The organism is Geodermatophilus sp. SYSU D01106, assembly GCF_054049995.1.
In genome coordinates this window covers 18,443-37,635 of sequence record NZ_JBJGYM010000024.1, presented here as the reverse complement: position 1 = coordinate 37,635, position 19,193 = coordinate 18,443, and the positions used below count along the sequence as shown (strand labels likewise).

15 protein-coding genes are annotated in these 19,193 nt (G+C 77.2%); 4 read left to right on the top strand and 11 right to left on the bottom strand.

Annotated elements, in window-relative coordinates:
• Positions 1-7: 7 nt before the first annotated feature.
• The 9 genes from ACI78R_RS20125 to ACI78R_RS20085 all read right to left on the bottom strand — a co-directional run bounded on the left by ACI78R_RS20125 (position 8) and on the right by ACI78R_RS20085 (position 12,236).
• The gene (locus ACI78R_RS20125) at positions 8-1,006 is read right to left on the bottom strand and encodes a D-alanine--D-alanine ligase family protein (protein ID WP_457042041.1); all 999 of its coding nucleotides are present in this window, start codon (positions 1,004-1,006) and stop codon (positions 8-10) included.
• Positions 1,007-1,010: 4 nt separating this feature from the next.
• On the bottom strand, positions 1,011-2,411 hold the full coding sequence (locus ACI78R_RS20120) for an aminotransferase-like domain-containing protein (protein WP_457042040.1): 1,401 nt from the start codon (positions 2,409-2,411) through the stop codon (positions 1,011-1,013).
• Between the two features lie 234 nt (positions 2,412-2,645).
• Positions 2,646-3,773 carry an N-acetylmuramoyl-L-alanine amidase gene (locus ACI78R_RS20115; RefSeq protein ID WP_457042039.1) on the bottom strand — a complete coding sequence of 376 codons (1,128 nt, stop codon included), beginning with the start codon at positions 3,771-3,773 and terminating at the stop codon, positions 2,646-2,648.
• A gap of 221 nt (positions 3,774-3,994) precedes the next feature.
• Positions 3,995-4,321, bottom strand: coding sequence for a thioredoxin (trxA, locus tag ACI78R_RS20110; protein WP_073422065.1), 327 nt, complete (start codon positions 4,319-4,321; stop codon positions 3,995-3,997).
• Positions 4,322-4,451: 130 nt separating this feature from the next.
• Entirely contained in the window at positions 4,452-5,462 is a 1,011-nt protein-coding gene (gene trxB, locus ACI78R_RS20105; protein WP_073422234.1) for a thioredoxin-disulfide reductase, read from the bottom strand.
• Between the two features lie 98 nt (positions 5,463-5,560).
• The gene (locus ACI78R_RS20100) at positions 5,561-7,219 is read right to left on the bottom strand and encodes a hypothetical protein (protein ID WP_457042038.1); all 1,659 of its coding nucleotides are present in this window, start codon (positions 7,217-7,219) and stop codon (positions 5,561-5,563) included.
• A gap of 82 nt (positions 7,220-7,301) precedes the next feature.
• Complete coding sequence (gene murJ / locus ACI78R_RS20095; protein WP_457042037.1) at positions 7,302-9,425, bottom strand: murein biosynthesis integral membrane protein MurJ; 2,124 nt, start codon at positions 9,423-9,425, stop codon at positions 7,302-7,304.
• The gene (locus tag ACI78R_RS20090; protein WP_457042036.1) at positions 9,422-11,767 is read right to left on the bottom strand and encodes a DUF6049 family protein; all 2,346 of its coding nucleotides are present in this window, start codon (positions 11,765-11,767) and stop codon (positions 9,422-9,424) included. The genes murJ and ACI78R_RS20090 overlap by 4 nt, the downstream gene beginning before the upstream one ends.
• Entirely contained in the window at positions 11,760-12,236 is a 477-nt protein-coding gene (locus ACI78R_RS20085; RefSeq protein WP_073422062.1) for an NUDIX hydrolase, read from the bottom strand. Before ACI78R_RS20085 ends, ACI78R_RS20090 begins: the two co-directional genes overlap by 8 nt.
• Before the next feature lie 41 nt (positions 12,237-12,277).
• Between ACI78R_RS20085 and ACI78R_RS20080 the strand changes: the two genes are divergently transcribed.
• The 3 genes from ACI78R_RS20080 to ACI78R_RS20070 all read left to right on the top strand — a co-directional run bounded on the left by ACI78R_RS20080 (position 12,278) and on the right by ACI78R_RS20070 (position 16,025).
• The gene (locus ACI78R_RS20080; RefSeq protein WP_457042035.1) at positions 12,278-13,762 is read left to right on the top strand and encodes a CCA tRNA nucleotidyltransferase; all 1,485 of its coding nucleotides are present in this window, start codon (positions 12,278-12,280) and stop codon (positions 13,760-13,762) included.
• A gap of 143 nt (positions 13,763-13,905) precedes the next feature.
• Entirely contained in the window at positions 13,906-14,829 is a 924-nt protein-coding gene (locus tag ACI78R_RS20075) for a matrixin family metalloprotease (RefSeq protein WP_457042034.1), read from the top strand.
• A gap of 272 nt (positions 14,830-15,101) precedes the next feature.
• Positions 15,102-16,025, top strand: coding sequence for a matrixin family metalloprotease (locus ACI78R_RS20070; RefSeq protein ID WP_457042033.1), 924 nt, complete (start codon positions 15,102-15,104; stop codon positions 16,023-16,025).
• Positions 16,026-16,072: 47 nt separating this feature from the next.
• On the opposite strand, the gene ACI78R_RS20065 is transcribed toward ACI78R_RS20070, so the two are convergent.
• A complete protein-coding gene (locus ACI78R_RS20065; protein WP_457042032.1) occupies positions 16,073-17,392 on the bottom strand; it encodes an MFS transporter in 1,320 nt (439 codons plus the stop codon).
• A 141-nt stretch (positions 17,393-17,533) separates the two neighbouring features.
• Here ACI78R_RS20065 and ACI78R_RS20060 point away from each other — a divergent pair, with 141 nt between their 5' ends.
• Entirely contained in the window at positions 17,534-18,118 is a 585-nt protein-coding gene (locus ACI78R_RS20060; protein ID WP_457042031.1) for a YqgE/AlgH family protein, read from the top strand.
• Between the two features lie 157 nt (positions 18,119-18,275).
• On the opposite strand, the gene ACI78R_RS20055 is transcribed toward ACI78R_RS20060, so the two are convergent.
• Complete coding sequence (locus ACI78R_RS20055) at positions 18,276-19,031, bottom strand: hypothetical protein (RefSeq protein ID WP_457042030.1); 756 nt, start codon at positions 19,029-19,031, stop codon at positions 18,276-18,278.
• Positions 19,032-19,193: the final 162 nt, after the last annotated feature.

Below are 19,193 nucleotides of genomic sequence, written 5' to 3'. Positions count from 1 at the left end.
GCCGGTCTCAGGGGCGCTGGGCGCGGGCCCGGTGGGTGAGCAGCCGGGCCAGGACCTCGCCGAGGTCGTGCCCGGCGGCCTCCACGGCCATCGGGAACATCGACGTCTCGGTCAGCCCCGGGGAGACGTTCACCTCGAGGAAGTGCACCTCGCCGTCGGGCGAGACGATCGCGTCGGTGCGGGACAGGTCGGCCAGGCCGAGCGCCTCGTGCACCCGGACGGCGAGCTGCGCCGCGCGGGCCGCGACGTCGTCCGCGAGCCGGGCCGGCGCGTGGTACTCCGTGAGGCCGGGCGTGTACCGCGCGGTGTAGTCGAAGACGCCGGACTCGGGGGCGATCTCGACCGCCGGCAGCGCCTCGGGGCCCTCCCCCAGGTCGACGACCGACAGCGCCACCTCGACGCCGTCGACGAACCGCTCGACGAGCACCGTGTCGCCGTAGGCGAAGCAGCTGACCATCGCCGCGGGCAGGTCCTCCACCCGCGAGACCTTCTGGGCGCCGAGCGCGGAGCCACCGGAGGCGGGCTTGACCATGAGCGGCAGCCCCAGGCGGGCGACGATCAGGTCGAGGACGGCGCCGGCGCCGAGCTCGCGGAACGTCGAGTGCGGCAGGGCCACCCAGTCCGGCGTCGTCACGCCGGCGGTGCGGACCACCGACTTGGCGGCGGGCTTGTCCCAGGCCAGGCGGCAGGCCGCGGCCGGGGAGCCGACGTAGGGGACGCCGGCCAGGTCGAGGACCGCGCGCAGGGCGCCGTCCTCGCCGGTGGCGCCGTGCAGGGCGACGAAGACCGCGTCGGCCGGTGCCGCGGCGAGGCCCGGCAGCAGCTCGGCGTCGGCGTCGCGCAGCTCGGCGTCGACGCCGACGCGCGCGAGCTCCTCGACCACCTGGGTGCCCGAGGACAGGCTGACCTCGCGCTCGAAGGTCAGGCCGCCGGCGAGGACGACGGCGCGCAGCGGCGTCTCCTCGGCCGGGCGCTCGGCCACGGGGGACGGGGCGGGCTCGGTCACGTGCTCAGTCCTCGATCCGGTCGCTGTTGGCGGGTCCGACGATGGTCTCCGCGGTGTGGGTCGGCCGCCCGACCGCGCGGAAGGTGCCGGTGTCGACGGCGTCGAAGGTGGAGTGCAGGTCCAGCTCGGCCTCGATGACCCGGGCCAGGCGGCGCACGCCCTCGCGGATCTGGTCGGGCTCGGGGTAGCAGTAGGACAGCCGCATGTACTCGCGGCCCGAGCCGTCGGCGTAGAAGCCGATGCCCGGCACGTAGGCGACGTGCGCGTTCACCGCGCGCGGCTGCATGAGCTTGCTGTCCAGGCCGTTCGGGAGCTTCAGCCACACGTAGAAGCCGCCATCGGGGCGGGTCCAGGTGGTGCCGGGCGGCATGAGCGCGTCGAGGGACTCCAGGGTGGCGTCGCGCCGCTCCCGGTAGAGCTCGGTGAACAGCTTGATCTGCTCGCGCCACGGCTGGGTGTCGAGGTACCGGGCGACGGCGTACTGGGTCAGCGACGGCGGGCAGAGCACCTGCGCCTCGGTGGCCAGCACGAGCTTCTCGCGGACGGCGAGCGGCGCGAGCACCCAGCCCACGCGCAGGCCCGGCGAGAAGGTCTTGGAGAACGAGCCGAGGTAGATGACCCGCTGGGCGTCGCGGGCCCGCAGCGCGCGCATCGGCTCCCGGTCGAAGCCGAGCAGGCCGTAGGGGTTGTCCTCGATGACGAGCAGGTCGTAGCGGTCGGCGATGTCGACGATCGCCTGGCGCCGCGGCTCGGACAGCGTGACGCCGCCGGGGTTGTGGTAGTTCGGCACCGTGTAGAGGAACTTGACCCGGTCGCCGTTGGCGCGGCACTCGATGAGCGCCTGCTCCAGCGCCTCCGGGATCAGCCCGTCGTCGTCCATGGGCACGTGCCGCACGCGGGCCTCGGCGGCCTGGAAGACGCCGAGCGCACCGACGTAGGAGGGGCCCTCGGCGAGGATGACGTCGCCCGGGTCGCAGAAGACGCGGGTGACGAGGTCGAGGCCCTGCTGCGAGCCGACGGTCACGACGACCTCGCTGGGCGAGGCGTCGGTGATGCCCTCGAGCGCCATGACGTCGCAGATGCGCTCGCGCAGCCGCGGGTCGCCCTGACCGGAGCCGTACTGCAGCGTCTGCGCGCCCATGCCGCTGACCAGCTCGCCGATCATCGAGCCGACGGCGTCGAGCGGGAGTGCGGTGACCGCGGGCATCCCGCCGGCCAGCGAGACCACCTCGGGCCGGCTGACGACGGAGAACAGCGCGCGGATCTCCGAGGTCTTCATGCCGTGGGTGCGGGCTGCGTACCGGTCGGCGAGGGGGTCCAGCCGCGGGTGACGGGGGATGACGTGCCCGTGCTGCTGCGGCGGGGGGCGGTGCGGCTGGCCGTGCGACGGCGGGGTGGAGGCCACGGACCGAGTGTAGGGACGGGCACGGGTCCGTCTCCCCGACACGGCGGGTGAGACGGACCCGTCACACCTGGGGCTACACCCGTCACAGAGGTCACACCGGTGAGCCGCCCCGCGCGGGATGCCGGACCGACCGAGGGGCCGGAGGCTCCCGGCCGGGACGGCATGGCAGGGCTCAGCGCACCAGGGGGACGGCTCCTGGCCGCGGTGTCGGCCGGTAGGCCGACGACGTGGTCGTCACACCTTCTGGGGCAACACGAACGTGCCGGTGGGCGGGTCGGCCTCCGCCGGGAGGAAGAGCCGCTGGACGGCGGCGAGCACCGCGGAGGCGACCGTGCCGCGCAGCCGCGCGTCGAGCAGCAGCAGCCGGTCCACCGGGTGCGACAGGTAGCCGCAGTCGAGGCGGACGGCGGGCATGCGGGTCCAGCGCAGCAGGTCCCACGTCTTGGGGTGCCCGCCGAGGTCCAGCATGCCGGTGCGGGCGACCATCTCGCGGCGGGCGAGGTCGGCGAACCGCTCCCCCACCGTCGACGACGTGCCGGAGCCGGTGCCGTAGTAGTAGCTGGCCACCCCGCGGGCGTGCTCGGAGCCGTGGGCGTCCATGTGCAGGGAGATGAACAGGTCGGCGCGGGCGTCGTTGGCGAACGCCGTCCGCTGCTCCGCCGTCGGGTTCTGGTCGCGGCCGCGGGTGAGGTAGACGGTGGCGCCGGCGGCGGCCAGGCGCCCCTCGATCCGGCTGGCGAGGTCGAGCACCAGGTCGGCCTCGGTCGTCTCCCCGGCGGTGAAGCCGGTGTCGGCGCCGCCGTGCCCCGGGTCGACGACGATCCGCCGGCCGATGAGGTGCGGCCCGCTGTCGACGAAGCTCGCGCTCTGCCGCAGCAGCTGGGGGCGGCCGCCGGTGACCTTGCGGCCGAGCTGGCGCAGCGCGCGCAGCGTCCCGGGGCCGCAGGTGCCGTCGGCGGTCAGGCCGTAGTCGCGCTGGAAGGCGCGCAGCCCGGTCTCGGTCTCGCGGCCGAAGATGCCGTCGGCGCGGCCGGCGTCGTAGCCGAGCTCGAGCAGCCGCTCCTGCAGGTTGGTGACGTCGTCGCCGCGCATGGGGCGCTCGGGGTCGTGGTGCAGCAGCCGGTCGCCCAGCGACCAGCGCGCCTCCGACAGCGCCCGGTAGGTCTCCTCGCCCACGCGGCCGTCGACCGAGAGCCCGCGCACCTGCTGGAAGTGCCGGACGGCGAGCTCGGTGGCGGGGTCGTACTCCTCGCCGACGCTCTCGCCGGCGGCGGCGTCGACCGCCAGCAGCCCGAGGCTGCGCAGCGCCGCCCGGACGTCGGCCACCGCCGGCCCGGTGCTGCCCGGACCCAGCGGCTCCATGCTGCTCTCGCTACCCATCGTGCCCTCGATTGTCCCGTGCGCGACACCATCCGGCCCGCCGGGGGTCGCCCCGCGCGCGCCGCGGACGCCGAGGGCCCCGCCCGTCCGGTGCGGACGAGCGGGGCCCTGGGGACCTTCTGGAACGGCCTCCCTGCGGGGGCCCGCCGCGAGCGTGCGAGCGGTGGGGGGCAGGGAGGTCCTTCGTCAGACCGTGCGCCGGCTCAGATGTAGTCGGCGAGGTCCGAGAGGATGGCGCCCTTCGGCTTGGCGCCGATGATGCTCTTCACCGGCTTGCCGCCCTGGAAGACGGTCATCGTCGGGATCGACATCACCTGGTAGTCGCGGGCGATCTGGGGGTTCTCGTCGATGTTGAGCTTGGCGATGGTCAGCTTCTCGCCGTGCTCGCGGGCGATCTCCTCCAGCACCGGGGCGACCATCTTGCACGGCCCGCACCACTCCGCCCAGAAGTCGACGAGCACGGGCTTGTCGCTGCCCAGCACGTCGCTCGCGAAGCTCGCGTCGGTCACCGTCACGGTGTTGCCTGCCATGGTCGTTCTCCCTCTGGTCGGTCGAGGTCCGGTGGGCCTCCGGGGTGGATAACCCGCGGAGGGGGTGCGGTATGCCCGCCGTGCTGACCTGCTGGAACGGCCCCCTCGCGGGGGACGAGGGGGTCCTCCGTCAGCGCTCGTCGAAGGTCTCGGCCAGCCAGCGCTCGGCGTCGATGGCCGCCGCCGCGCCGGTGCCGGCCGAGGTGATCGCCTGCCGGTAGACGTGGTCGACGACGTCGCCGCACGCGAACACGCCGTCGATGTTGGTGCGGGTGCTGGGGTGCTCCACCTGCACGTAGCCCTCGTCGTCGAGCTTGAGCTGGCCCGCGAACAGCTCGCTGCGCGGGTCGTGGCCGATGGCGACGAACAGGCCCGACACCGGGAGCTCCTCGGTGCTGCCGCTGGCGACGTCGGTGAGCTGCACGGCGGAGACGGTCTGCTCGCCGAGGACGTCGGTGACCTGCTTGCCGAGGGCCCAGCGGATCTTCTCGTTGTCCTGGGCGCGCTTCTGCATGATCTTCGAGGCGCGCAGCTCCTCGCGGCGGTGCACGACGGTCACGCTCTTGGCGAAGCGGGTGAGGAAGGTGGCCTCCTCCATCGCCGAGTCGCCGCCGCCGACGACCACGATGTCCTGGTCGCGGAAGAAGAACCCGTCACAGGTGGCGCAGGCCGACACGCCGCGGCCGAGCAGCCGCTGCTCGTTGTCCAGGCCCAGGTACCGGTACTTGGAGCCGGTGGCGACGATGACCGCGTGCGCCCGGTGCACCTCGTCGCCGACCTTCACGACCTTCGGCGTCGCGTTCAGGTCGACCTCGGTGACGTCGCGGGCGACCAGCTCGGCGCCGAAGCGCTCGGCCTGGGTGCGCATGTCGTCCATCAGCTGCGGACCCTGGATGCCCTCGGCGAAGCCGGGGAAGTTCTCGACCTCGGTGGTCGTCATGAGGGCGCCGCCGAACTGGGAGCCCTCGAAGACCAGCGGGTGCAGGTTGGCCCGCGCGGCGTAGATCGCCGCGGTGTACCCGGCAGGGCCCGACCCGATGATGATCAGGTCACGGACACCGTCGTGCTCCGCCGGCGGGATGACCGGGGAGGTGATCTCGGTCGTCGTGGCGGGGCCGGGGGTGGGCTGGGGATCGGTCACGTGCGGCACAACGCGGCATCGTAGGGCGGGATTCCCGCCGGAGGGCCGCCGGCGGCCGCGTGGCGGCGCCCGGCGGTCAGGCCGTGGTCAGGCCGTGGTCAGCCGGCGGGGGTGACGGCGACCTCGGCGAGCGTGCCCGCGAAGCCGTCCTCGGCGGGCACCAGGCCGGTCACCCAGACCAGCACGTACTGCGTGGTCACCGGCTCCTCGAAGGCCAGCTCGGCGGTGCCGTCGACCGTGCCGGTGGCGGCGACCGCGAACGAGTCGAGCTCGCCGTCCGGGGCGTCGCCGGTGCGCACCTCGACGGCGATGCCGGGGGTGCTGGTCGTGAGGGTCACACCGCCGACGGCCTGGGCCGAGCCGAGGTCGTAGACGACGCCGACGCCGGGCTTGAGGTTGCCGAAGTCGGCCGAGCCCCGGTAGTTCAGGGTGGACCAGGTGGTGGCCGGGTCGCCGTCGAAGGAGGCGGGGACCTCGTCGTCGTTCTCGGGCTCGCCGTCGCCGAAGGGGTCGAACACCGCGCCGCCGGCGAGGGCGACCGGCCCGGCCGCGGCGGAGGTGGGGGCGGCGCTGTCCTCGGCCGGCGCGCTGCTGGTCGGGGCCGGGGGCGTGGTCCCGGGCGAGTCGACCTCGCCGGACACCGACAGCAGGTTGTTGCCCACCCACAGCGCCAGCAGCACGACGACGACCAGCGCGGCCAGCGGCAGGCCGATGACCAGCAGCCGGCGGGACGTGCTCGAGCGCGGCTCGTCGTCCTCGTCGTCGTGGTCGTCACCGGCCAGGACGTCGTCGTCCCAGACGTCGTCGCGGCGGTCGTCCTCGAGCCAGGCGTCCTCGGCCTCGGCGTGCCGGGGCTCGGCGTGCTGGGGCTCGGCGTGCGCGGGGGCGGGCGGGACCGGGGGCAGCGTGCCGGGGACGAGCCGCTGCGGCGCGCCGCCGACCGGGGCGACCGCCTGGGTGGCGTCGGGCCGGGCGCCGGACTGCTCGGCCTCCCGGTGCTCGCGCAGCCGGCGCAGCCAGCCGCTGTCGCTCTCGTCGCGGTCGCGGACGGGGACCGAGGAGTGCGAGCGGGGACGCTCGGCGAGCAGCGCGGCCATCGCGGCGGCGCTGGCCAGTCGCGCGCCCGGCTCGGTGGAGCGGGCGCGGCGGACCAGGGCGGCGAGGTCGGGCGCGGCGATGACCGGCGCGGGGCCGGGCCCGTCGGAGGTGCGGCCGGTGAGGCAGTACTCGAGCAGGGCGCCGAGCGCGGCGATGTCCTCTTGCACGCTGCCGGCGGCGGCCGGCACGGCGCGCAGGCCGACCAGCCCGTTGGGGCGCAGCACGACGGTCTCGGGGCCCAGGCCGCCCACGGCCAGGCCGACCCGGTGCGCCTCGGCGACGCCCTCGGCCAGCCGGCGCAGCACGGTGCGGGCCTGGCGCTCGTCCATCGGCCCGGACTCGAGCCGCTCGGCGAGCGTCTGGCCGTCGATCCACTCGTTGACGACGTAGGCGACGCCGGCCTCCCCGCCGGTGCCCTCCGAGGCGTCGTAGACCATCGCCAGAGCGGGGGTGGCCAGGCCGCCGGCGGTGAGCGCCCGCGCGATCCACGCCCGGGCGGGCGGGCCGCCGGGGACGTGCACGCGGATGGCGACGTCGCGGTTGAGGATCCGGTCCTTGGCCCGCCAGCTGTGGATGACCCCGCTGTCGGTGCGCTCCTCGGGACCGATCTCGTCGAGCGGGCGGTAGCGGTCGGGGAGCCCGGTGATCGTCGACGTCACGGACGCTGCCGACCCCCTGTCTGCTCCCCGCCGGAGGCACGCCGCCCCGGCACCGGTGTCCCGTACCCCGCCACCCCCGCGCTCACCCACGGCCCAGCCGCGCGCGGACGGCGGCGAGGGGCTCCCGGAGCTCCGGGACACGGGCGAGCGCGAAGCCGGCGAGGGCCGTGACTCCGACGACAACCGTACCGATCACCAGGGTGCCGAGCGAGCCCCCCACCGAGGTCCCGAACGCGTCGTCGGTCACCCCGACGACGAGCCGGCCGAGCAGCCCCGCGACCACGGCCGCGAGCACCATCCGCAGCACCGGGCCGAGGGTCCCGCCGGTGCCCGCGCCGCCCAGGTGGCGGCGCAGCGCGACGTGCCCGAGCGCCCAGCCGGCGAGGTAGGTGGCGCTGGTGGCGAGCATCAGCCCGGCCACGACGTGCTCGGGGCCGACGACGGCCGGCACGAGCAGCAGCAGCGGCACCCGGACGGCCACCATGCCCACCTGGATCAGCGTGGGCGTGCGGGCGTCCTTCATGGCGTAGAAGACGCGCAGCTGCAGCAGCGTCACGGCCATCGGCAGCAGCCCGAACGCGCCGATCGCCAGGGCCAGCCCGATGGCGCGGGCGTCCTCGAGGCCGGTGTTGCCGCGGCCGAAGGCGACCACCGCGAGCGGCGGGCCGAGCACGGTGAGCGCCGCGCTGACCGGCAGCAGGCCGAGCGCCGACAGGCGGGTGCCCAGCGCGAGGTCGCGGACGACGCCGGGCACGTCGGAGCGGGCGGCGGCGCGGCTCATCCGCGGCACCAGCGCCGTCAGCAGGGCGACGCCGATGATCCCGTAGGGCATCTGGAACAGCAGGCTCGCGTTCTGGAAGGCGAAGTTGCCCAGCCCGCCGTCGCGGCCGGCGGCGTTGGCCACCCGGGTGGCGACGATGACGCCGATCTGGCTGACCGCCACGTAGACGACGACCCACACGCCGAGGCTCCCGGCCTCGCGCAGGCCCGTCTGGCGCAGCCCCCAGCGCGGCCGCAGCGGGACCCCGGCGCGCCCCAGCAGCGGCACGAGGACCAGCGCCTGGACGGCGATGCCGAGCAGCGTGCCGCCGCCGAGCAGCCACACCTGCCCGGCGGTGATCGTCGCGGGCTCCAGGTCGCCGGGGCCGGCGGACAGCACGAACAGCACGCCGGTGGCGATGACGACGACGTTGTTGAGCACCGGTGCCCAGGCGGGCGGGCCGTAGACGCCGCGGGAGTTGAGGATCGCCTGCGCGAGCGCGCCGACGCCGTAGAAGACGATCTCCACCAGCAGGATCCGCGCCAGCCAGTTGGCCAGCCGGACCTGCTCCGGGTCCTCCTGGATGCCGTACAGGGCGGTGAGCAGCGGCGCGACGGCGACCGCGACCGCGGTCACCACGACCAGCCCGGCGATCGCGAGGGTCGACAGCCGCTGCGCGTAGGCGACGCCGCCGTCGCGGTCGCGTTCCTGCGCGTGCACCAGCAGCGGCACGATCACCGAGGTGAGGACGCCGCCGAGCAGCAGCTCGTAGACGATGTTGGGCAGCGTGTTCGCCGTCGTGTAGGCGTCGCCGACCAGCCCGACGCCGAGGACGGCGGTGAGCACCATCGTGCGCAGCAGGCCGGTGATGCGGGAGACGAGCGTGGCCACCGCCATCGTCCCGGCCGCGCGGAGGATGCCGCGGCTGCCGCCGGGGGCGCCCTCGCGCTGCTGGGCCTCCTCCTCGGTCTCGCCGGGCGCCGACGGCACCGGCGGGAGCTGCAGGATCGGGATGACCTGCGTCTCGTCGGCCGGGATGAAGCGGCGGCGCACCGGCGGGGGCACCGGGGGCAGCGGCCGGTCGGGCCGCCGCGCGGGGCCGGCGTCGGGGGGCGTCGCGGGGGGTGTCGCCGCGGGCGGCCGCGGCGGCCGCGACGTCGACGGCGGCGGGACCGGCGGCCGGGGGGACGCCTCCGGCCGGGGGGACGCCTCCGGCCGGGACGACGCCTCCGGCCGGGACGACGCCTCGGGCCGCGGGCGGGCCGGCGGCGGGACGGGCGGGACCGGCCGCGGCGGCGCGGGCAGCCGCGACTCCGGCGGCGGGGCGACGGGATAGGGCGGCGGGGGCAGCGGGCGCCCGCGCCCGCGGGAGCCCACCGACGGCGGCACCGGCGGCAGCGGCCGCTGGGCCGGGGCGTCCTCGTCGCTGCGGGGGCGGCCGGTCACACGGGGCTCCGGCTCGGCGGGAAGGCCGCGCCGTCGGGCAGGCCGGCGTCGTCGTCGGGACGGCCGCGGCGGCGCAGGAACAGCACGCCGCGGCGCAGGAAGAGCAGCCCGAGCAGCACCGCCGCGCCGATCGTGATCGACAGCGAGATGGTCCCGTAGGCGGTGCTGCGCACCTGGATGGCGACGTCCTCGCCGAGCGGGCCGCCGTCGGGCGTGGTGAGGCCGGCGGTGACGGCGAAGCGGCCGGACTGGCGGACCTCGGTGGGCACCTCCAGCGTCGTCCGCTCGCCGGGGGCGATCTCCTGGGGCCCGAGGTCGCCGATGGTCAGGCCGACGTTGTCGCGGGTGCGGGCCTCGACCTCGACGCGGACGGCGAAGGGCAGGTCGTTCTGCACGGTGAGCACGAGCGGCGCGTCGCTGGAGGCGAGGCTGTAGGTGCCGTCGGCCGGGGCCAGCAGCGTGACGCGCCCGCGCAGGTCGCCCAGGGTGTCGCGCAGGTCGGCGGCGGCGGTGCGGAAGGCGGCCGGCTCGTCGCGCCAGGACGCCGAGGCGGTCCGGGACAGCGCCCGGTCGTAGGGGGCCAGCGCCTCGTCGGGGTCGCCGACGACGGCGCCGGCGAGGTCGTCGCGCACGCCCTCGGCGCCGGCGAGGTCGGCCAGGCCCTCGGGGTCGAGCGCCGCGGCCTCGGCGGGCTGCACCGGCTCCCCGGCCTCGGCGACCGGGCCGGCGGCCAGGTCGGCGAGCGAGGCCGGCCGCAGCCCCGGCAGCGCGGTGTCGGCGATCATCGCGGCGACCGCCTCCGGCTCGGGGTCGACGTCGCGCGGCGGGGCCACCAGCACCGACTGCCCGGCGGGGTCGGCGACCGGCTGCTGGGAGAGCAGCACCAGCTCGGCCAGGTAGCGCTGCTCGGCCACCCGCGGGCCGCCGGCGGTGCTGCCGGCCGCGCCGACGACGGCGGACAGGCCGCTGTCGGCCGCGAGCGCCTCCACGGGGCCGTCCGCGCCGGGCACGGTGGTGCGGGCGGCCGCGCCGTCGCCGGTGGTCCCGAGCACCGCCTCCCCGCCGGACAGCGCGCTGGAGGCGACGACGACCCGCTCGACGCCGCCGTCGCGCAGCGTGCCGAGGGTGTCGGCGCGCAGCGAGCCCCCGGCGGCCCAGGCGAGGTCGGTGCGCGGGGTCACGCCCAGCACCTCGGCGAGCAGCGCCGCGCCGGCGGGGCCGGGGGCGGTCTCGTCGTCGGCCGTCGAGTCCCCGGTGGTGCCGGGTCCCGCGGGCAGGCTGCGCGCGACCGCGCCGGGCAGCCCCGCGGCCACCAGCGCGTCGGCGTCGACGTCGCCGTAGGACAGGGCGAGCACGGGATGGTCGGCGGCCACGGCGCGCAGCCGCTCCAGCCACGCGGCGGCGGCCTCGGTGCCGGTGCCCGCGCCCTCCTCGCCGGCGACGTCGTAAGGGCCCTCGGCCATGAGCGAGAGCTCCTCGACCAGCGCCGGGTCGACGGCGACGGTCACGGGGGCGACCGGGGCGGCGTCCGGTGCGCCCGGGGCGAGCACCGTGGGCAGCCGCTCGAGGACGGCGAGCGCCCGGTCGAGCCGGCCGTTCTCGGACACCAGCGCGGTGAGGCCGTCGTCGACGAACCCGCCGGAGGCGTCCCGGTGCGTGCGCTCGACCAGCGGCCACAGCCAGGCCACCGACGTCGCGGCCGCGGGGGCGACGGTCTGCTGCACCACGGAGGTGGCGATCTCGCCGACCCGCGACGGCTCGCCCTCGGGGTCGGTGCCGTTGACGTTGAGCAGCACCGGGTAGACGCCGTCGCGGTCGAGCTGCAGGTCGGCGGTGGTGGCCGTGTAGGTGAACGACAGGGTGCCGCCGGGCTCGAGGACGCCGTCGAGGGGCTGGAACGGGGCCGTGACGGCGGTGGCCGGGTCGGGGTCGGCGTCGTTGGCCAGCAGGTCGGCCCGGCTGGTGACCACCGCGCCGCGCTGCAGCCGCACGCCGAGGTCGCTGAGCGCCTCGGTGCCGGTGTTGGTCAGCGTGCCGGCCAGCGTGACCGTGCCGCCGGGCGCGACCGTGCGCGGGTCGAAGCGGGTGAGCGACACGGTCACCGGGCGCTCGGGGTCGGTCGCGGGTGCCGGGGCCGCCGGGGCCGCGGGCGGGGGCGGGGCGGCGGCGGCCTGCGGCAGGGCCGCCGGGGGGAGGGCGAGCAGCGGGAGGGCGAGCAGCGCCGCGGTCAGGCCGGCACCGAGACCCGTGCGGGGGCAGCGCGTCGCGGTCCCCCGGCGCCGGCCGGTCCCGGCCGCGGGCGTCTCGTGCCTGGGACGGACCTCGCGCGAGGGGTCACGCACTGTCGGCGAGCAGTGCCGGCGCGCGTTCGACCAGCGCCCGCTCGTCGGCGTAGGCCAGCCGGCCGCTCAGCTCGTCGAGGGGCACCCAGGCGACCTCGGTCACCTCGACGTCGGCGTCGGACAGGGCGCCACCGATGGCGCGCAGCAGGAAGTGGTGGACCGTCTTGTGCACGCGCCGGCCCTCGGCCACGAACCAGAAGTCGATGATCCCGAGCGGGGCGAGGACCTCGCCGATGATCCCGGTCTCCTCGGCGACCTCCCGGACGGCGGTGTCCTCCGGGGTCTCGCCCTCCTCGATGTGGCCCTTGGGCAGCGACCACAGCAGGCGGCCGCGGCGGTCGGTGCGGCCGATCAGCGCGGCGCGGGGGCCGGAGACGCCGTCGTCGGCGACCACGAGGCCCCCCGCGGAGGTCTCGTCGACCCGGCGCAGACGCCGCCCGGGGCGCCCTCGTCCGCCGGTCCCTGCCATGCCAGGAGGGTAGCGCGAGACGTCGCCTACCCTGGCTCGTCGTGTCCGGAGAGCCCCAGAGTCGTCCGGCCGCCGAGCCCGTTCCGCCGGCGGTCCAGGAGACCGTGCGCGCGCTGGTCGACGTGTCCCCCGTGCTGGTCGAGCTCGGCGAGCGGTTCGCCGCGGCGGGCTTCGAGGCGCACCTCGTCGGCGGGTCGGTGCGCGACGCGCTGCTGGCCGCCGGCACCGGCGCGAGCCTCCCCGACGGCGACCTCGACGTCACCACCGACGCCCGTCCCGAGCAGGTGCTCCACCTGCTGCGCGGCTGGGCGGGTTCCACGTGGAACCAGGGCATCGCCTTCGGCACGGTGGGCGCCGAGGTCCGCGGCACGCGGCTGGAGATCACCACCTTCCGCGCCGACCGCTACGACCGCGAGTCGCGCAACCCCGAGGTCGCCTGGGGGACGTCGCTGACCGACGACCTCGCCCGCCGCGACTTCACCGTCAACGCGATGGCGGTGTCGCTGGGCCCCGACCGCACGGTGACCGACCCCTTCGGCGGCCTCGGCGACCTGCTCGCGCGGCGGCTGCGCACGCCCGGCCGCGCGTCGGACTCCTTCGCCGACGACCCGCTGCGCATGCTGCGCGCGGTGCGCTTCGTCGCCCAGCTCGGGCTCACCCCGGTCGACGAGGTGGTCGGGGCGCTCACCGACATGTCGGGCCAGCTGTCCCGCATCACGCCCGAGCGGGTGCAGGCCGAGCTGTCCAAGACGCTGCTGCAGGACGCCCCCCGCGCGGCGCTGGAGCTGTTCGTCTCCTCCGGCCTGGCCGACGTCGTCCTGCCGGAGCTCCCGGCGCTGCGGATGGAGATCGACGAGCACCACCAGCACAAGGACGTCTACTCCCACTCGCTGACCGTGCTCGACCGGGCGATCGCGCTGGAGCAGGCGGACCCGGACGCGGCGTCGCCGGACCTGGTGCTGCGCCTGGCGGCCCTGCTGCACGACATCGGCAAGCCGGCCACCCGCCGGCACGAGCCGCGCGGCCGGGTCTCCTTCCACCACCACGAGGTGGTCGGCGCCAAGCTGGTCCGCAAGCGCCTGACGGCGCTGCGCTACCCCAAGGAGGTCGTGGAGCAGGTCGCGCGGCTGACGTTCCTGCACCTGCGGTTCCACGGCTACGGCCGCGGGGAGTGGACCGACTCGGCGGTGCGCCGCTACGTCACCGACGCCGGCGACCTGCTGCCCCGGCTGCACAAGCTGGTGCGCTCGGACTGCACGACGCGCAACCGGCGCCGGGCCGCGGCGCTGTCGGCCACCTACGACTCGCTGGAGCACCGGATCGCCGAGCTGTCCGCGGCCGAGGACCTCGCGCGGGTGCGGCCCGACCTCGACGGCAACGCGATCATGGAGATCCTGGGCATCGGCCCCGGCCGCGAGGTCGGCGAGGCGTGGCGGTTCCTCAAGGACCTGCGCCTCGAGCGCGGCCCGCTCGACCACGACGAGGCCGAGGCGGAGCTGCGCGCCTGGTGGGCCGCCCGGGCCTGAGCGCCTCCCCGCCCGGGCCCGGGCGCCGCCTCCGCCCTGTCCTGAGCGCCTCCCCCGCTCGGGTGACGGCCCCCGTCCGGCCCCTCCCGCGGCCCGCCCCGCGCCGGTAGGACGGAGCGCCGGACCGCGGGACGGGAGCGAGCGTGCACGCAGGGGTACCGGACGGTCGCGCGCGCCGGCCGCCGTGGCCCTCCGAGGGCGGCGCCGCCGCGCTGTGGCCGCCGGCGCCGGGTCTGCGCCGGCCCGCCCTCCCCCGGTCCCGGGTGCGCGAGGCCACCGCCGCGGTCCTCGCGCTGGGGCTGCTGCTCTGGCTCGCCGGCCGGGAGGCCGGCGACGCCCGGGGAGCGGACCGATACGACTTCCGCCTGCCCGAGGGGGCGGTCGCGGCGGCCCCGGCCGGCACGCGGCCGTCGCCCGGCGTCGGCGCGTCGGCCGGGCCGCTCGGCACCCCGCCCCCGGCCCCCGCCGCGGGCACCTGGGAGTACCTGGGCCTCCAGGACGACGGCGCGAGCCCGGTCGCCTACGACCCGTGCCGCGCCGTCCACTGGGTCCTCCGGCCCGACGACGCCCCCGCGGGTGCGGAGGAGCTCGTCACCGGCGCCGTCGCGGAGGTCGCCGCGGCCACCGGCCTGACGTTCGTCCACGACGGCAGCACCGACGAGCGGGTCACCCGGGACCGGCCCGCCTTCCAGCCGGCGCGCTACGGCGACCGCTGGGCGCCGGTGCTGGTCTCCTTCGAGCCGCCGGCCGCGAACCCCGACGTCGGCGGCGGCATCGCCGCACGCGGCGGCAGCGACGCGGTGCGCGCGGGCGGCCGTGCCGTCTACGTCACCGGCAGCGTGCTCGTCGACGCCGACTGGGCCGCCGACCGGGCCGCCAGCCCGGAGGGGCGCGACGCGGTGTCGGCGGTGCTGGTGCACGAGCTCGCGCACGTGGTCGGCCTCGGGCACGTCGAGGACGCCGGCGAGCTCATGTACGCGCACAACGACGGCCAGCGCGCGCTCGGACCCGGCGACCGCGCCGGCCTGGCACGCCTGGGCGAGGGGGAGTGCGAGCCCGACCTCTGACCGCGCTCCCCCCTCGGGGTGGCGGGGCGACCGCGGCCGGTACCCCGGAGGCGCCCGGACCGGGAGGATCCGCGGGAGGACCGACGGGGAGGACGCACGTGCACGGCGGACACCAGGACGGCCGGGGCGGGCGGCCGCCGTGGCCCTCGGAGCTGCCCGGCTCCGGCGGCCCGCTCCCGCCCGCGTGGGCGCCGCCGCCGGCACCTCCCGCGTGGGGCCCGCCGCCGCCCGCCGTGCCACCCGCGGGACCTCCCGCGTGGGGCCCGCCGCCGGTGCCCACCTCCCCCACCGGGCGGGTGCCGCAGTGGGTGCTCGACCAGACCACCGGCCGGCCCGTCGCGCCGCCGGGCTGGCGCACCTGGGCGCCGCCCGCGCCGCGCCGCCGCTCCTCCCCCGCCCGCGCCCTGCTGACGGTTGCCGCCGTCGTCGCGCTGAGCCTGGGCGCCGCGCACCTCGCCGGCGGGCTGCCCGCGCCGGCTGCCGGCACCCCGGACCTCTCCCCCGGCGGCGGCCTGCTCGGGGTGGACGGCGACCGCCCTCCCCCGGGCCTCGAGTCGGAGGCCGCGCCCCTCGGCCGGCCCGGTGCCGCCCCGGACGTCGGCGGGTACGCCTTCGTCCAGCGCCAGGCCGACGGCGTCGCGCCCGTCGCCTACGACCCCTGCCGCCCGGTGCACTACGTCGTCGCGCTGGACGGCGCCCCGGCCGACGCGGAGGCGCTCGTCGCCGACGCCGTCGCGCGGGTGTCGGCGGCGACCGGCCTGCGGTTCGTGGCCGACGGGACCACCGACGAGGCGTGGTCGGAGCAGCGCCCGGCCTACCAGCCCGAGCGCTACGGCGACCGCTGGGCGCCGGTGCTGGTCAGCTGGTCGACGCCGGAGGAGGTGCCCGAGCTCGCCGACACCGTCGCCGGGCTCGGCGGCAGCGTCGCCTACTCGGCGGGCGGCCCGTGGGTGTACGTCTCCGGCGCCGTCACCCTCGACGCCGGCTGGTCGGCCGGTGCGGCGCTGTCCCCCGGCGGGCGCGAGGACGTCCGCGCCGTGCTCATGCACGAGCTCGGCCACGTGGTGGGCCTGGACCACGTCGACGACCCCACCGCGCTGATGCACGCGACGAACACCGGCCAGACGGGCTTCGGCCCCGGCGACCTCGCCGGGCTGGCGCGCCTGGGCGAGGGGGAGTGCGAGCCCGGCCTCTGAGCCGCCGCCTCTGAGCCACCGCCGCCGAGCCGCCGACCGGGACGCCGCTACCGGGCCGCCGCCGCCGGGCCGGCTCCCCGGTCCGGTTCCCGGTGGGTCCGGGTGACCCGGGCGTAGCCGGCCGCGGTCAGCAGGTAGACGCCGGCGACGACCACCAGCGCCGGCACCGACCGCCCCGACGCGGGTAGCAGGAACGCCCCGGCCACGAGCGCCGCGACGAAGGTGACGTTGACCAGCGTGTCGTAGACGGAGAACACGCGGCCGCGGAAGTCGTCGTCGACGCAGCGCTGCAGGGTGGCGTCGACGCAGATCTTCACGCCCTGCGCGACGAAGCCGAGCACCAGCCCGGAGGCGACCATGCCGGGCGGCGCGAACGTCAGCACGAGCGCGAGCTGCAGCACCCCGCCGGCCACGAGCAGCAGGAGGACCCAGCCGCGGGCGCCCAGCCGCCGCACCGCCGCGGGCGTCACGGCGGCCGCCAGCAGCGTGCCGGCCGACCCGGCGGCGAGCACCTGGCCCAGGCCCACGAGCCCGCCGGCGAACAACGGCCCCGCGCCCTCGGTCAGCGTGTTCCGGTAGAGCAGCAGCGTGAGCAGCGTCAGCAGGCCGTAGCAGAGCCGGTGCGCGCCGATGGCGGCCAGCGCCGCGGCGGCCGGCGGGTGCGCGGCCACGTGCCGGGCGCCGGCGACCATGCCGCGCAGCACCTCCCGCGCCGCGACCGGCGCCGGGCCGGCGCCGGAGTCCGGCCCCAGGTACGCCGTCGCGAACCCGGCGGCGACGGCGGCCGAGGCCAGCCACGGCAGCGCCGCCGACAGCGCCACGGCCGCGTAGGCGGCGTCGCCGGGCGGGGCGAGCTGCAGCAGGCCGAGCGCCACGAGACCCCCGGCCACCGTGGCCACCGCGCCGGACGTCGTCGCCAGCGCGTTCGCCGGCACCAGCGACTCCGGGTCCGTGGTGTGCGGCAGCCCCGCCGACAGCGCCGACAGCAGGAAGCGGGTGACGGCGAAGACGGCCAGCCCCGCGGCGTAGAAGGGGACCCCGGCGTCGCCGGCCAGCACCAGCGCGGCCACGACGGCGACCAGCCCGGCGCGCAGCAGGTTCGCCCGCACCAGCACCTGCCGGCGGCTCCACCGGTCCAGCCACACGCCGGCGAACGGCCCGACCACCGAGTAGGGCAGCAGCAGGACGGCGAAGGCGGCGGCGACGTCGACCGGGTCGGCCGCCCGCTGCGGGTTGAACAGCACCGTGCCGGCCAGCGCGGCCTGCAGGACGCCGTCGCCGGACTGGGCGAGCAGGCGCGTGGCCAGCAGCCGGCGGAAGTCGCCGCGGGCGAGCAGGTGCCGCACGGAGGTGTCGGCGCGCGGCACCTGCTCACCGTACGGTGCGGCCTCGCCCTCCCCCGGAGGCCGGACTGTTGCACACTGGGATCGATGTCCTCGGTGCCCTCGTCACCCGATCCCGAGTCCGGCCGCCCTGCTCCGGCCGTCCCGGGCCGACGCCGCGCGGCGGTGCCCCAGCTGTCCACGGGCACCCTCGACGACGTCGGCCCCGGGTCGCTGCTGGTGGCGATGCCGGCGCTGAGCGACCCGAACTTCGCGGGCACCGTCGTCTACGTGCTCGACCACAACGACAGCGGCACCCTCGGCGTCGTCCTGGGCCGCCCGAGCCAGGTCGAGATCCGCGACGTACTGCCCGGCTGGTGCGACCTCGCCGTCGAGCCCGGGGTGTTCCACGTGGGCGGCCCGTGCGAGACCGACACGGCGCTGTGCCTGGCCGCGTGCCCCGGCGAGGGCGCCGAGCCGGCCGGTTTGCGGCGGGTGGCCGGCGACGTCTACCTCGTCGACCTCGACGCCGACCCCGACGCCCTCGACGGCGGCCTGACCGGGCTGCGGGTGTTCGCCGGGTACGCCGGGTGGTCGCCCGGGCAGCTGGCCGGCGAGCTCGCCGAGGGCGCCTGGGCCTGCGTGCCCGGCACCCCCGACGACGTGCTCAGCGACCTGTCCGGCCCGGAGCTGTGGCGCGCGGTGCTCGGCCGCCAGCGGGGCCGCCTGGCGGTGCTGTCCACCGCGCCGGCCGACCCCTCGGCCAACTAGGCAGCCGGCCCGGTCCCCCGACCGGATGGGTCCCTGCCCGACACGCCGTCGCGGGAGGCGCCGCCCGGCGGACCGTGGTAGGAATGGCCCCGGAGGGGGCGGTCTGGGGAAGAGGCCGCCCCCTCCTCCCATGTCCGGGCCCCGGTGCGAGGCGCCGTCAGATGCCCACGGCCGCGGCCACCTCCGGGTGCGCGGTCGCGTCGAGGGACTGGTCCTCACCGGGCAGCGCGATCGTCCGCGCGCCGTGGTCGGCCAGCGTCACCGTCACGTCGGTCCCCTGGCCGGGCAGCTCCGTCTCGTACTGCAGCAGCAGCTCGCTGGTGTCGTCGACGGCCACCGACCAGCCCGCGTCCGACGCGTAGACCGTCGCGAGCCGGCTGTCGATCGACCGCTGCCCCTCCCAGGTGACCGCACCGAGGAACGCGCCGGCGTCGTCGGCGTCCTCCGCGCCCAGGTTGAGCACCACCTGCACGAGGACGTCGCCCAGCGGCACCGCGTCGGGGCCGGTGGCCAGCGGGCGGCGCACGAACGGGACGTCGGGGAGGCCGGCGGCCGCGAGCGCCTCGCCCAGGCCGGGGACGTCGCCGAACCAGACCTGCTCGCGGGTGAAGAACAGCGTGCGGACGTCGTCGGGCCGCCCGTCGCCGTAGGAGGTCACGGCGCGCGCCCGGCCTGCCGAGCCCGCGAGGTCGACCTCGCCGGTGAGGGTGAGCAAGCCCTCCTCGCCGAAGGGCGCGGTGACGACGACGTCCGCGCCGCCCTCCTCGGTCTCCCGCGCCAGCAGGCCGGCGAGCACCTCGGCCTCCTCGGCGGTCACGGGGTCGCCGGGCTGCCGGTCGGCGCCCTCGTCCGTGCAGCCGGTCAGCCCGACGCCGAGCAGGACCAGCGCGGTCGCGAGCAGGCGGCGCGGCATGCGGGCCAGCGTAGGCAGCCCGGCGTCGTTCCCCGACCCCCGACAGGCCGCAGGCCCGCCCCCCGGGTCGGGGGACGGGCCTGCTCACGTGGTGACGCGCTGGAACGGCCCCGTCCGGAGGCTCACCGCGAGCTCGCGAGCGGTGAGGGGGACGGGGTCCTT

Excerpts from the sequence above, each read along its gene's own strand:
- ACI78R_RS20115 (WP_457042039.1), bottom strand. The coding sequence starts at position 3,773 with ATGGAGCCGCTGGGTCCGGGCAGCACCGGGCCGGCGGTGGCCGACGTC.
- trxA (WP_073422065.1), bottom strand. The coding sequence starts at position 4,321 with ATGGCAGGCAACACCGTGACGGTGACCGACGCGAGCTTCGCGAGCGAC.
- ACI78R_RS20085 (WP_073422062.1), bottom strand. The coding sequence starts at position 12,236 with ATGGCAGGGACCGGCGGACGAGGGCGCCCCGGGCGGCGTCTGCGCCGG.
- ACI78R_RS20055 (WP_457042030.1), bottom strand. The coding sequence starts at position 19,031 with ATGCCGCGCCGCCTGCTCGCGACCGCGCTGGTCCTGCTCGGCGTCGGG.